The organism is Neptunitalea lumnitzerae, assembly GCF_027924185.1.
Taxonomy (GTDB): Bacteria; Bacteroidota; Bacteroidia; order Flavobacteriales; family Flavobacteriaceae; genus Neptunitalea; species Neptunitalea lumnitzerae.
In genome coordinates this window covers 1578612-1593113 of sequence record NZ_BRVO01000001.1, presented here as the reverse complement: position 1 = coordinate 1593113, position 14502 = coordinate 1578612, and the positions used below count along the sequence as shown (strand labels likewise).

Sequence of the window (14502 nt, the reverse complement as noted above, 5' to 3'; positions counted from 1 at the left end):
ATACTTTAAAAAGTATCCCTTTTTTTATGATTAAGCTTTTAATATTTTCTCTTGATGATTAATAGACTCTTGGTGAATGGCTTTAAACATTTTTAAAACAAATTCTTCACTTAATCCCTTTTGCTCACCTTCTAAAATCATTTTACCTAAAATTTCGTTCCAGCGGTTATTTTGTAATACTGCAACGTTTTTAGTTTTCTTAAGTTCTCCTATATCCTTAGCTACTTTCATGCGTTTCCCTAAGGTTTCAATTAATTGATTATCTATTACATCAATTTGGGCTCTTAATTGCGCTATAGTACTATTATAATCTTCTCCTGCTACTGTTTCCTTACGTATTCTTAAATCTTTCATGATTTGCACTAAAGTAGTTGGCGTCACCTGTTGTGCTGCATCACTCCACGCATTATCCGGATCGGTATGTGTTTCAATCATTAATCCGTCATAGTTTAAATCTAATGCCGTTTGTGATACATCAAAAATCATATCTCTTTTTCCTGTAATGTGAGATGGGTCACATATTAATGGTAAATCAGGATATTTTTGTTGTAGCTCAATAGCCAACTGCCATTCTGGAATATTTCTGTACTTTGTTTTTTCGTAGGTAGAAAATCCTCTGTGAATTACTCCTAACTTTTTAATATCGGCAGTATACAAACGCTCAATTGCTCCTAACCATAAAGATAAATCTGGGTTTACAGGGTTCTTTACCAATACTATTTTATCGGTTCCTTTTAATTCATCTGCTATTTCTTGAATTATAAAAGGACTCACCGTAGAACGTGCACCAATCCATAATAAATCAATATCATGTTCTAAAGCTAATTTAACATGGTCTTTGTTGGCAACTTCAGTAGCCGTTTTCATTCCGGTTTCAGCCTTTACTTTTTGTAGCCATTTTAATCCTAGAGCTCCTACTCCCTCAAAGTTCCCTGGTCGTGTTCTAGGTTTCCAAATACCGGCTCTAAAATAATTTACATCGGTATCTTTTAAAGCTTTTGCAATTCCCAACACTTGCTCTTCTGTTTCTGCACTGCAAGGTCCTGCTATTACTAACGGATGATCTAACCCTAAATCATCTAACCACGTTCTCATTTCTACTGAATTTTCCATGCTCTTATTTTTAATTTTTTACGGTAATTCCTTTTAATATTTCTTTAATCTTATTTGTATTCTGCATTACATTATAAATAGCTTCAAAGTCGTCTTTCAACATTAGGTCTCTAAACTCCTGAAGATTCTCTATATACTCCTCTAATGTTTCTAACACATTTTGTTTGTTCTGCTGAAAAATGGGAGTCCACATGGCGGGTGAACTTTTTGCAAGACGTACTGTACTTTCAAAACCCGACCCAGCCATGTCGAAAATATCCCGTTCATTGGCTTCTTTTTCAATAACTGTTTTTCCCAACATAAATGAACTGATATGCGATAAATGCGATGTATACGCAATATGCTTATCATGTGAATACGGATCCATATAACGAATACGCATTCCTATATCTGAAAATATTTTTAAAGCCCTTTCTTGTAATTTAAAGGCTGTTTTTTCCACCTCACAAATAATATTGGTCTTATTTGCATAAAGTCCTTTTATAGCTGCTTCGGGGCCCGAGAATTCTGTACCTGCAATTGGGTGTGCTGCTAAAAAATTTCTACGCTTCGGGTGCTCTTTAACTGCTTCACAAATAAGCATTTTAGTAGACCCCCCATCTATTACCACAGCTTCATCATTTACCTTATCTAATATTTCAGGTAGTACGTTGCAAAGTACATTTACAGGTATAGCTGCATACACTATATCTGCCTTCCCCAAATCATTCCAATCTGCCTTCTCATCTATCACTCCTAGTGCTAATGCGGTAGACAAATGCTCTGGGTTGTTATCTATACCAAATACTTTTACATCTGAATAAGTATCCTTTACATCTAATGCAAACGACCCTCCTATTAATCCAACACCTATTATAAAAATATTCATCTGTTAAAATCTACTTATTGCTTCTTGTATTTTTTCTTCTGGTACACATAATGAAAATCGTATGTAACCTTCTCCCATATCTCCAAAAATGGTTCCTGGAGTTATAAATAAATCTTTTTCATACAAAATAGAATCTATAAATGCTTCAGATGATGTTATTCCCGCTGGCAACTTACACCATACAAACATTCCTACAGCATCACTATCATACGTACATCCCAGTTTTTCAACCAATTCTAAGATTAACTTTTTACGCTTGGTATAAATGGTATTTAATTTGTCAAACCATTCTTTTTCAAGTTTCAAAGCAGCTACTGCTCCCTTTTGTACCGAATAAAACATACCACTATCCATATTACTTTTTACTTTTAATATGGCCGAAATATGTTCTGCATTACCAAGTACCATCCCTACACGCCATCCTGCCATGTTGAAGCTTTTACTTAACGAGTTTAATTCTACAGCAACCTCTTTTGCTCCCGCTACTGTTAAAATACTCAATTGTTCTTCGTTTAAAACAAAGCTGTACGGATTGTCATTTACCAACAGAATTTGATGTTTCTTAGCAAAAGCTACTAGCTTCTCAAACATTTCGGTAGTTGCCTTAGCTCCCGTTGGCATATGTGGGTACGATAACCACATAATTTTCACCTTACTTAAATCTCTCTTCTCAAGCGCTTCTATATCCGGAAACCAATTAGTTTCTGCTTGTAGATTATAGTATACAGGCTTTGCTAAAACCAACTTAGTTACCGATGTATAGGTTGGATATCCTGGATTTGGAATAAGCACCTCATCTCCCTCATTTAAAAAAGCCATTGAAATATGCATAATCCCTTCTTTAGACCCCATTAACGGTAACACTTCAGTATCTGCATTTACGGTTACCTTAAAATGTTTCTTGTAAAAATCTGCTATCCCTTGCCTTAATTCTGGTATGCCCTGATAACTTTGGTACTGATGCGCACCTTGTTCTAAAGCAGCACTTTGCATAGCTTCTATTACCTGTGGTGCCGGTACTAAATCGGGGCTACCAATTCCCATATTTATAATAGGCTTACCTGCTGCCATTAAGCCTCTTACTTCTCTTAATTTTTTTGAGAAGTAGTATTCTTCAACTGTATGTAAACGTTTCGCAACCTCCATTACTTCATTGCATTTTTATATTCACCTAGTATTTTAAACTTGTCTGCCATAATAGTTAGCAATTTCACTGCCTTTTCATAATCTTCATAATCCTGAAATGTAATATTTACAAAAAATGCGTACTTCCAAGGAGTTTCTATAATGGGTAACGACTGTATTTTGGTTAAATTCAATTTACAATCGCTCATCACATTAAGTACAGCGGCTAAGCTTCCTCTTTTATGATCTAACTCAAATTTTAACGAAGCTTTGTTTATTTCTTCTTTTGGCAAAACCGAATTTTGAGTTTTTACGATAACGAAACGCGTTGAATTATTCTTAATTGTCTGTATTTCAGAAAACAAAATCTCTAAATCATACAATTGTGCCGCGGTTGCAGAGGCTATTGCTCCAACACCTTTCAACTGCATCTCCTTAACTCTTCTAGCACTTTCTGCGGTATCAGAACATTCTACCAATCTTATATGAGGATATTGTTTAAAAAACTCTTTACACTGCAATAATGCCATTGGATGCGAGTGCACTTCTGTTATATCCATAATATCTTGCCCAGGAAGCACCATTAAATGATGGTTTACATTAATATAGTGCTCTCCTATAACATGTAAATTATTGCTATCAATAAGCGCGTAGTTAGGTATTATAGAACCCGCTATAGAATTTTCAATAGCCATAACCCCTAGGTCTACCTTTTTTTTAATTACTGCATCTACCAATGCATCAAAAGACATACACTCTTCTATTTCAATATCTTCTCCAAAATACTCTAGTGCCACCTGATGATGGAAACAGCCTTTTATACCCTGTATGGCAATTTGTTTTTTCATATAAGATCAAAAAAAAAGTCCCGATAAAATATCGGGACTCATTATAATTTATACAATTCTATATCGTTTCACTTATAGCAGTCCCGTTTCGCTTCTAAAATAGAAGTAAAAATAAAAACGGTTCCAGAAATAAGTGTTGTTAATCATCTTGTTGATTGTTATTATGGTAGCTAAAGTAAATTATTTTATCTAATAATAAAACAACTATATATGATTTTTTAGATTTTTTTTACGGAAACTTAAAATAGGCTCTAATTGAATTACAATAAGTAATTTAAAATAGTATTTTTGAAACTTTATATAACATATCACAGAACCTTAAACTCATAGTTGTACTTATGTCAATTGAAGTTAGCAACCTTACCAAAACATTTGGCTCGCAAAAAGCATTAAATAACGTTAGTTTCTCTATTAAAAAAGGAGAAATAGTTGGTTTCTTAGGTCCAAATGGAGCAGGTAAGTCTACAACCATGAAAATTCTAACTACTTTTTTAAAAGCTACAGAAGGTAAGGCTACGGTAAACGGGTTTGATGTTGAAACAGAACAAAAAAACATTCAGCAATGTATTGGCTACTTGCCAGAACATAACCCACTATACCTTGATATGTATGTAAAAGAATATCTTGCTTTTAATGCTAAAATATATGGTTCTCCTAAAACCAACATTGAAAGTGTTATTACCTTAACCGGACTTACACCTGAAGCACACAAAAAAATAGGACAGCTTTCTAAAGGATACCGACAAAGAGTTGGGTTAGCCGCTGCACTTTTACATGAACCAGATGTATTAATACTTGATGAACCTACAACAGGTTTAGACCCTAATCAATTAGTTGAAATTAGAAAACTTATTAAAGAAGTAGGCAAAGAAAAAACAGTTTTGCTTTCTACACACATTATGCAAGAGGTAGAAGCTATTTGTGACCGTGTTATTATTATTAATAAAGGGGAATTGGTAGCAGATGAAAACCTACATAATCTTAGAAAAGGACAACAACAGATTGTTGAAGTTGAATTTGATTACCGAGTAGAAGAAGCTTTCTTAAAACAGATGCCAAAAGTTTTGAATGCTGAAAACAAATATGGTTTTGTGTACGAGATTACTTTTGATACCGAAGTAGATATGCGACCTAAGGTTTTTGATTTTGCCCATGACAACGGATTGAAAATTTTACAATTAAATCAGCAAAACAAATCGTTAGAAAGTCTTTTTAGAGAGCTTACTTCGTAGGATTTTCTTCGGTAGTGTTTCCCAGGATCATTATATCCATTATTTCATCTATGGCGTCATTAATACCCGGATTGGTAATGTTTGTTAAAAATACAAATACCATTTCTTCTTCTGGGTACACATAGAAATACCCATAACCTCCTACACCATTTCCAAAATGCCCGTAATAGTGCCTATGGCGTTTGTCTAAACTAACTTCCCATCCCAAACCATAATACGTTGGTTCATCATTTACCTCTTGTCTGGTCAGCATTACTTTTTTACTTTTTGGCTGTAGTATGCGGTTGTACAAAACATCATTGCCAAATTTGGCTATATCAGAAGCACTTGCCAAGTAACCACCAGATGCAAGCTTATAATAATTATTAACTTTAGATGCTATTTTAAAACGCCCTCTTCTACCTCTTTTAGTGTAGAAAACTACTTTATCTTCTAAATTCTCACTTTTATCTGCTATAATATGTGTTAAGCCCAGTGGTTTAAATATTTCATTTTTCATGTAATATTCAAAATCTAACGTGCTTGCATTTTCCATAGCTACAGCTACCAAATTCCAATCGTTGCTGTTATATAAATAGCCTTTTCCTGGCTGGTACATAAGCGTATCTTTATCAAAAAAGCTTAACCCATCTTTAATGGTCATGTATTTTCTATTCAAAAATTCATTTCCTCTGTAGGTACGTATACCTGCCGTATGGGCTGCAAGCTGTTTTATAGTAAAGTCGTATTTCTTTCTAGGAAAGTCTGGCACGTATTTATAAACAGAGGCATTGATATCAATAATACCGTCTTCATACATTTTCATTAATCCCACGGCAGAAATAGGTTTAGAAATACTAGCCACCCTAAACAATGATTTATCTGGGTCTATATACTCAGCCTTTCGCACATTTGCATAACCATAACCGGCTTTCCAAATAACACTATCTTTTTTGGTTACCACTACAGCCAATCCCGGAATTTTTTTTCTAATGAGAAGTTCAGATACTATTCTTTCTGATTCTGTTACCGCTTCATTTTCTACTGGTATAATCTGATTGCTAGATACAGGTATTTGTCGGGCACAATGAACCTGCAAAATCATATTACAAACAATTAAAAGCACCTTACTTTTTAAGTTCATTGATCTTCAAATATTACCCTGCCAATATACGGCGTTAGAATTGAAATTTCCAAAGGTGTATTTTTTACAATTACATTTCCTGTACTCACCAGCTCAGCAGACAAACTTTGTACAGGGTATACTATAATATCATTTGAACTTCTATGGTAAATAGACACATTTTGCGCTATTAAATCAGCACCTTCAAACCTACTATCGCCACTGTAAAAATTAACGGTTAAGTTGGTGGTTGTTCCACTAATAAACGCACTCGACCAATCATTAAACGTACATCTTAAATTATTAGCAATAACATCTAAATAAAAAGAACCTACCGCTAAACCATCAGAATCATAATTCTCTGACACTAATTCTAATTCAGGAAAATACAATGTATTCTCGCCATACACATTAAACTGCGAATTATTAATAATTTTGGTAATATTAGTAGCGGTTACATATACTTTGGTTACACCATAGTCTCTTACGTAATTACAACTATTATTATCATTAACTATAAGTCTTCCATTTTCAACATAGGCTTCTACATCATTTAACAGGTTTTCACCAGTTTCAATTGCTACCGAATTGGTAGTGCCTTGGCTTATATATAATGTCACCCCTTCATTCACTTCAATCTCAGAAAAATCGGTTACCGTTATCACTTCGCTCACCATACTTCCGGTGGTCTGAAAACAATCGTTTGCCTTCTCAGAATTACAACTGTAAAAGGCCACTAATACTGCTAATATGTATATCAGTTTTTTCATATTATAAGCGTACTCCTATTGCAAATTCCACAGCCTCTGCTTGGGCTGCATGTGTTTTTAGCGTTACTCCTCCAAAAATAGACTTATTCATATAATACTTTAACCCTATTCTCTGGTACATTCCACTTTCATAATTGATGGGGTTATAAACGTAAAATCCTAATTGGGTAACTAGTGATAATCTGTTTACAAAAAGCTCATGCCCCACAAGCAAACCAGCTCTTTTATAATCTTCATCTCCTTTAACACCATCTTCAGGAAATGCAATGCTCATATATTTTATGTATTCCTCTAAAAAACGAGAAAAGAACACATCTGCTCCAAACTGTATAGCGCTTAATTTACTCAAACGTTTATCGGCATATGCGGTAAGTACATAAAACGGATATTGCCCACTCCCTATTACATCACTCATATTTACACCCGACCTAAAAACAACATTATACTTTATAGGTTCTGTGTACTTATTATCGGTAATAGTCTTTATATATTCTTGCTCATTATCACCTATGTTGTACGTAAGCCCCATATTTAAAGCAACCACATTTACACTGGTATTAGGCGCTTTAAAATTACCGTTAGAATAATGCAGCATCAACAAGCCAGCTTCAAAACCTAAATTTTTAAAGAGATTCTCCTTTTTGTAATTCAGCATTAGAAAAGTAGACGTAACAATACTAGAACCAAAAGCAGAATTTCTGTAATTACTTTCTTTATCATACGGATTGCTACAATAAGCCAATCCTTCACCTATACGTAGCATTAAGTTTCTGTTTAAAAAGTAAAAACTATAATGCCCATACAAAGATGTGTTGGCTCCCAAATATTCATTTTTTAAATCGGTATGCACTAAAGTTGCCCCATAGTCTGGATAGTTAAAACGTTGCTGCCACTCTTCTTCTCCAAAAGTTTTAGCACTAAAACTAAGTGCAACACCTTCAGGGTGACCTGTTATTAAATGCGAAATGCTAGTGCTATGCCTGGGAATATTACCATAAAAGTAAGACGCATCTAAACTATAACTTTTAGTAGCTGATTGCGAAAAACTTAAAAAACTAAACAATAAAAAAATGGGGAGAATGTATCTCATGTAAAAATTCTTTCTAGGGTAAAGATATAGGTAAAATACATACCAACCGAATTTTAAAATTAGTTGACATTTTATCTATAAAGCAAAAATCTGGGTAAGCCACGAAGCTTAGCATCTGAACCAGGTATTTTTAAAAGAAACAAGTCTAAGAATATCTAATTTCAATTATCAAAAAAAAGCTACCGTTTGGTAGCTTTCTAATCTAAAACATAGCCTCTGCTATAGCTTTTATATTATCAGATTTCCCCATGGAATAATAGTGTAATACTGGTACTCCAAAATCCATCAATTCTTTAGATTGTTTAATAGCCCACTCAACTCCCACTTGCCTTACATCGGCATTTGTTTTGCAATTGGTAACCGCATCTATAAGGTCTTCCGGTAAATCTATTTTAAATACCTGTGGTAATAACTGTAAATGGCGTTTTGTAGCAATAGGTTTAATCCCTGGAATAATAGGTACATTAATTCCCATTTCTCTTGCTTTGTTTACAAACTCAAAAAACTTCTGATTATCAAAAAACATTTGTGTTACTACATAATCTGCCCCAGCATCTACTTTGGCTTTTAACCACTTTAAATCATAGTTTAAAGAAGGTGCCTCCATATGTTTTTCAGGATATCCGGCAACACCAATACAAAAATCTGAACAGTTATTAGTTTCTACTACATCATGCAAATACTTCCCCGCATTTAAATCGTGTATTTGCGCTACTAGTTCAGATGCATAGGTGTGTCCGCCTTTGGTAGGTTCAAAATACTTTTGCTCTTTCATGGCATCTCCTCTTAATGCCATAACATTTTCTATTCCTAAATAATGACAATCTACTAAAAGATATTCGGTTTCTTCTTTCGTAAAACCACCACATAATACATGGGGTACTGTATCTACATCATATTTATGTTGAATAGAAGCACAAATACCTACCGTACCAGGGCGCATACGCGTAATTTTTCTATCTACTAAACCACCTTCACGCTCTATATAAATGTATTCTTCTCTTGAAGTAGTTACATCTATAAACGGAGGTTTAAACTCCATTAGCGGGTCTATATTTTTATATAAGTCTTCTATACTACTTCCTTTTTGGGGAGGAATAATTTCAAAGGAAAACAATGTTTTCCCATTTGCTTTTTCTATGTGTTCGGTAACTTTCATTCCTTACTATAAATCAATTCTAAAAATTAATGCGTTTAAACATCTGCTATATTTGGCGCCAACCATTTTTGCGCTGTTTCAACCGATATATTTCTTCGGTTTGCATAATCAGCAACCTGGTCTTCTTTAATTTTCCCTAAACCAAAATACCTACTCTGCGGGTTGGCAAAATAATATCCTGAAACAGATGCAGCCGGCCACATTGCCATACTTTCTGTTAGCGTAACACCAATCTGCTCTTCTACATTTAAAAGCTTCCAGATAGTTGGTTTCTCCAAATGATCTGGACAAGCAGGATATCCCGGCGCTGGTCTTATTCCTTCGTATGCTTCTTTAATCAAATCAGTATTAGATAATTCTTCTTGTGCTGCATATCCCCAGATTTCTTTTCTCACACGTTCATGTAAATACTCTGCAAAGGCTTCTGCTAATCTATCTCCTAAGGCTTTTACTAGAATACTATTATAATCATCTAAAGAAGCCTCAAAATCTTTTGCTTTTTCATCTACACCAAACCCTGTTGTTACACAAAAACAACCAATATAATCTGTTTTACCTGTTTCTTTAGGTGCTATAAAATCTGACAGTGCAATGTTTGGAGCACCTTTTGTTTTTTGCGATTGCTGACGCAAGGTTAAAAACGTAGCTAAATTCTCTCCATCTTCATTGGTTACTAAAATATCATCGTCATTCACTTGGTTTGCAGGGAATATTCCCACTACACCTTTAGCGGTAAACCATTTTTCATAAATAATCTGCTGTAGCATTTGTTGCGCATCTTTATATAAAGATGTAGCATGCTCCCCCACAACTTTATCTTCTAATATTGCCGGAAACTTACCATGTAACTCCCACGACTGGAAAAAGGGTGTCCAATCAATATACGGTTCCAATTCTGCCAAGGCAACTTCAATGGTTTTTGTTCCTATAAAGTTAGGTTTCAACGGAGTAAAAGCTTCCCAGTCTATAGGGTACTTATTGTTTCTGGCTTGGGCAATGGTTAAAAAGTTCTTAGCTCTGGTTCTGTTTAAATATCCTTCTCTAAGTTTATCGTACTCAGCTCTTACATCACTAGCATAAGTGTGCTTCGTATCGGGCTGTAAAAGATTACTCGCCACCGTTACCGCTCTGGAAGCATCATTTACATGCACCACCGTATCCTTGTATTCCGGAGCAATTTTTACTGCTGTATGTGCTCTAGAAGTAGTAGCTCCACCTATCATTACAGGTATGCTTATTTTAAGTCTATCAAGCTCTTTAGCTAAATACACCATTTCATCTAACGATGGTGTAATCAATCCACTTAATCCAATAATATCTACTTGCTCTCTCTGTGCTGTTTCAATAATTTTTTCAGGCGGCACCATAACCCCTAAATCAATGATCTCGAAATTATTACATGCCAACACAACCGATACAATATTTTTACCAATATCATGCACATCTCCTTTTACGGTAGCCATTAATACTTTACCAGCCCCCTTAGAGGTAGAATCCTTTTCATCTTCGATAAAAGGTAACAGATATGCCACAGCTTTTTTCATCACACGAGCCGACTTTACCACCTGCGGTAAAAACATTTTTCCACTACCAAACAAATCACCCACCACATTCATTCCTGTCATTAAGTGTTGTTCAATTACCTGTATAGGTCTGGCTACTTGTTGTCTAGCTTCTTCAACATCTGACTCTATAAATTCATCCAATCCTTTTACTAGCGAATGGGTAAGACGTTCCTGAACCGTTCCATTTCTCCATTCTTTCGTCTGCTTAGCAACTACTTTACCATCTCCCTTAATGCTTTCTGCATACTCCAAAAGTCGCTCGGTAGCATCATCTTTTCTATCTAATAAAACATCTTCTACATAGGTTAGTAACTCTTTGTCTATTTCATCATATACCTCAATCATCTCAGGGTTTACAATTCCCATAGTCATACCATGCTGAATGGCATGATATAAAAACGCAGCGTGCATAGCTTCACGTACCGTGTTATTCCCTCTAAAAGAGAACGATACATTACTTACCCCTCCAGAAACATGTGCATATGGTAAGTTGTTACGAATCCATTTGGTAGCTAAAAAGAAATCTAAAGCATTTTTTCTATGCTCCTCCATCCCAGTTGCTACCGGAAATATATTAGGGTCAAATATGATATCCTCGGCAGGAAAATGTACTTTGTCTACTAAAATATCATACGATCTTTTACAAATCTCTATACGTCTTTCATAAGTATCTGCTTGGCCTACCTCATCAAAAGCCATCACAATTACCGCTGCACCATAACGTTTTATTTTCTTAGCATGGGCTATAAACGTTTCTTCTCCTTCTTTTAAAGAAATGGAGTTTACCACTCCCTTACCTTGAATTACTTTTAATCCGGCTTCAATAATCTCCCATTTAGAGCTATCAATCATTACCGGTACTCTGGCAATATCAGGTTCAGCTGCTATAAGATTTAAGAATTTAGTCATGGCATACACACCATCTAACATTCCCTCATCCATATTTACGTCAATAATCTGCGCTCCTCCTTCTACCTGATTTCTTGCAATATCAAGTGCCTCATCATAATTTTCTTCTTTGATTAATCGAAGAAATTTTCTAGATCCCGTAACATTTGTACGTTCTCCTACGTTTATAAAATTACTCTCAGGTGTTACCACTAAAGGTTCTAACCCTGATAGTTTAAGATATTTGGAAGTTGATTGTTGCTTATTAACTGATAGGTTCCCTAATCCTTCAATGTTTCCACCATCCTGTATCGTTGTGTCCATCTTCTTTTTCTTTATCTAATTAAAAACAGGTTATCCTTTAGCTACTAAAATATTCCTTGGGGTATACTCCGTAGCCAATTCAGCTATGAGCTTAATATGGTCTGGTGTGGTACCACAACAACCTCCAATAATATTCACTAAATGCTCATCCATATAAGAACGTATCAACTCTTTCATTTGTTCTGGTGTTTGGTCATATTCACCAAAAGCATTAGGCAAACCTGCATTAGGGTGAGCCGATATAGCCACCTCTGTATTTTGAGCTAACCTTTTCAAATAGGGCTGTAATTGGTCGGCACCTAAAGCACAGTTAAAGCCAACACTTAAAATGGGAATATGAGATATGGAAATTAAAAAGGCTTCTACAGTTTGCCCAGATAACGTTCTACCCGAAGCATCTGTTATAGTACCCGAAACCATGACAGGTACGTTTACCCCTCTTTCTTCTTTTACTTCTTCTATAGCAAATAATGCAGCCTTTGCATTTAAGGTGTCAAAAATGGTTTCTACCAGTAATAAATCTACACCTCCATCTAACAAAGCTTCTACCTGTTGTTTGTAAGCTACTCGTAAATCATCAAAGTTAACAGCTCTGTATCCAGGATCATTTACATCAGGGCTCATACTAGCCGTTCTGTTGGTAGGCCCAATAGAACCTGCTACAAACCTTGGTTTGTGTGGTTCCTTAGCCGTAAACTCATCGGCTACTTCCTTTGCTATTTTAGCTGATTGATAATTTAACTCATTCACCAAATCTTCCATATGGTAATCTGCCATACCAATGGTTGTACCAGAGAACGTATTGGTCTCTACAATATCTGCACCTGCAGCGTAATATTCTGCATGTACCGATTTTACAGCTTCTGGTTGTGTTATGGAAAGTAAATCGTTATTTCCCTTTAACGGATGTTGGAAATCTTTAAATCGTTCTCCTCTAAAATCCGCCTCTTCAAACTTAAAACGTTGCAACATGGTACCCATAGCACCATCTAACACTAAAATACGTTTTTGCAACGCCTCTTCTATCCTGCTCATTTTTAATCAGTTTAAAATCAACTAAAATTTTATCACGTACCTAGTGTACGAGTTACAAACTATTCTAAAAATGTATAAGATGTTATCTTGAAAGCGAGGAATTACTCTTGGTTATCTGTCCGTATTTCTACGGTAGAATGTAGCACCTTCTACAAAGTGTAGGGTTGCTAAGGCTTCAACGGGTCTAGTCCCTCTGCCTTTCGTGATAACAACATACTGTTAAAGAACAATGCAAATAAACGGCAAAGCGTTCATAAAACCAAATTATGAACGCTTTTAAATTACAAATATTGAAAATCTACTAAACTTAAACTATTGCTTGCACCACTGGCTTAGGTGCTTGTTTTTTAGTTCCATCAAAGCCATCTACACCACTTACGGTGGTATACTTAAGCATGTATTTTTTACCTGGATTTATAATTTGATAAGCCGTTTGACACATCAGAGTTGCTTCGTGAAAACCACAAAGAATCAATTTTAATTTATTTGCATAGGTATTTACATCGCCTATGGCAAACACACCTGGTATGTTGGTTTGGTAATCTAATGTATTATCTACCTTAATAGCATTTTTCTCTATTTCTAAGCCCCAATCTCCAATAGGGCCAAGTTTTGGAGACAACCCAAACAGAGGAATAAAATGATCGGTTTCTAGCAAAAACTCTTCTCCCTCTTTGTTTATTACTAACGCCTCTAAAGCATTTGTTCCTCTTAATCCTGTTACCTCAGCAGGGGTAATTAAATTAATTTTACCTAAATGCTTTAACTCTTGTACTTTTTCTACAGAATCTAAAGCTCCTCTAAATTCATTTCTTCTATGAATTAGGGTTACCTCACTAGCAACATCCGATAAAAAGATACTCCAATCTAATGCAGAGTCGCCACCTCCGGCAATAACCACTTTCTTATCTCTGTATTGTTCCGGATTTTTTACAAAATAGGAAACTCCGTTTTCTTCATACTGCGCTAAATTATCTAGTATCGGTTTACGTGGTTCAAAGCTACCTAAACCACCAGCTATAGCAACAACAGGCGCATGGTGTTGGGTACCTTTATTGGTGGTTACAATAAAAGTTCCATCGTCTAATTTCTCTAAAGTTTCAGCTCTTTCCCCTAAGGTAAATCCTGGCTCAAACTGTTTTCCTTGTTCTAATAAATTGGCAACCAAATCTCCTGCTAATACTTCAGGAAAACCAGGTATATCATAAATTGGCTTTTTAGGATATAACTCTGCCAATTGCCCTCCAGGTTGTGGCAAAGCATCAATTAAATGGCATTTTAATTTTAATAATCCCGCTTCAAATACCGTAAATAACCCTGTAGGTCCTGCTCCAATAATTAAAATATCTGTCTTTATCATGCTTTACTATTGTTTGGTAATGC

The 14502-nt window shown here is 35.3% G+C and carries 12 protein-coding genes and 1 riboswitch; of the genes, 1 reads left to right on the top strand and 11 read right to left on the bottom strand.

Annotated elements, in window-relative coordinates:
• Positions 1–30 precede the first annotated feature (30 nt).
• Genes Y10_RS07160 through Y10_RS07145 form a run of 4 tightly spaced genes read right to left on the bottom strand, consistent with a single transcriptional unit; the run spans position 31 to position 3954 of the window.
• Positions 31–1113, bottom strand: coding sequence for a bifunctional 3-deoxy-7-phosphoheptulonate synthase/chorismate mutase type II (locus tag Y10_RS07160; RefSeq protein ID WP_281764674.1), 1083 nt, complete (start codon positions 1111–1113; stop codon positions 31–33).
• A 10-nt stretch (positions 1114–1123) separates the two neighbouring features.
• Positions 1124–1981 carry a prephenate dehydrogenase gene (locus Y10_RS07155; RefSeq protein WP_281764673.1) on the bottom strand — a complete coding sequence of 286 codons (858 nt, stop codon included), beginning with the start codon at positions 1979–1981 and terminating at the stop codon, positions 1124–1126.
• 3 nt (positions 1982–1984) lie between these two features.
• Positions 1985–3127 (bottom strand): pyridoxal phosphate-dependent aminotransferase, encoded by a 1143-nt coding sequence (locus Y10_RS07150; protein ID WP_281764672.1) that lies wholly within the window; start codon positions 3125–3127, stop codon positions 1985–1987.
• A complete protein-coding gene (locus tag Y10_RS07145) occupies positions 3127–3954 on the bottom strand; it encodes a prephenate dehydratase (RefSeq protein WP_281764671.1) in 828 nt (275 codons plus the stop codon). Before Y10_RS07145 ends, Y10_RS07150 begins: the two co-directional genes overlap by 1 nt.
• 338 nt (positions 3955–4292) lie before the next feature.
• Between Y10_RS07145 and gldA the strand changes: the two genes are divergently transcribed.
• The gene (gene gldA, locus Y10_RS07140; RefSeq protein WP_281764670.1) at positions 4293–5186 is read left to right on the top strand and encodes a gliding motility-associated ABC transporter ATP-binding subunit GldA; all 894 of its coding nucleotides are present in this window, start codon (positions 4293–4295) and stop codon (positions 5184–5186) included.
• On the opposite strand, the gene Y10_RS07135 is transcribed toward gldA, so the two are convergent.
• The 7 genes from Y10_RS07135 to Y10_RS07105 form a co-directional block, all read right to left on the bottom strand.
• Positions 5176–6270: a serine hydrolase domain-containing protein gene (locus Y10_RS07135; RefSeq protein WP_281764669.1), complete on the bottom strand. Its 1095-nt coding sequence runs from the start codon at positions 6268–6270 to the stop codon at positions 5176–5178. The two genes, gldA and Y10_RS07135, sit on opposite strands and share 11 nt — an antisense overlap.
• Before the next feature lie 35 nt (positions 6271–6305).
• Entirely contained in the window at positions 6306–7058 is a 753-nt protein-coding gene (locus Y10_RS07130) for a head GIN domain-containing protein (RefSeq protein WP_281764668.1), read from the bottom strand.
• Position 7059: 1 nt separating this feature from the next.
• Entirely contained in the window at positions 7060–8148 is a 1089-nt protein-coding gene (locus Y10_RS07125) for an acyloxyacyl hydrolase (RefSeq protein WP_281764667.1), read from the bottom strand.
• A gap of 202 nt (positions 8149–8350) precedes the next feature.
• A complete protein-coding gene (gene metF / locus Y10_RS07120) occupies positions 8351–9307 on the bottom strand; it encodes a methylenetetrahydrofolate reductase [NAD(P)H] (RefSeq protein ID WP_281764666.1) in 957 nt (318 codons plus the stop codon).
• A 35-nt stretch (positions 9308–9342) separates the two neighbouring features.
• A complete protein-coding gene (gene metH, locus Y10_RS07115; protein ID WP_281764665.1) occupies positions 9343–12084 on the bottom strand; it encodes a methionine synthase in 2742 nt (913 codons plus the stop codon).
• 30 nt (positions 12085–12114) lie between these two features.
• Positions 12115–13119 carry a homocysteine S-methyltransferase family protein gene (locus Y10_RS07110; protein WP_281764664.1) on the bottom strand — a complete coding sequence of 335 codons (1005 nt, stop codon included), beginning with the start codon at positions 13117–13119 and terminating at the stop codon, positions 12115–12117.
• Positions 13120–13227: 108 nt separating this feature from the next.
• Positions 13228–13331: riboswitch (SAM riboswitch) on the bottom strand.
• A gap of 95 nt (positions 13332–13426) precedes the next feature.
• Positions 13427–14479, bottom strand: coding sequence for an NAD(P)/FAD-dependent oxidoreductase (locus Y10_RS07105; protein ID WP_281764663.1), 1053 nt, complete (start codon positions 14477–14479; stop codon positions 13427–13429).
• Positions 14480–14502 lie beyond the last annotated feature (23 nt).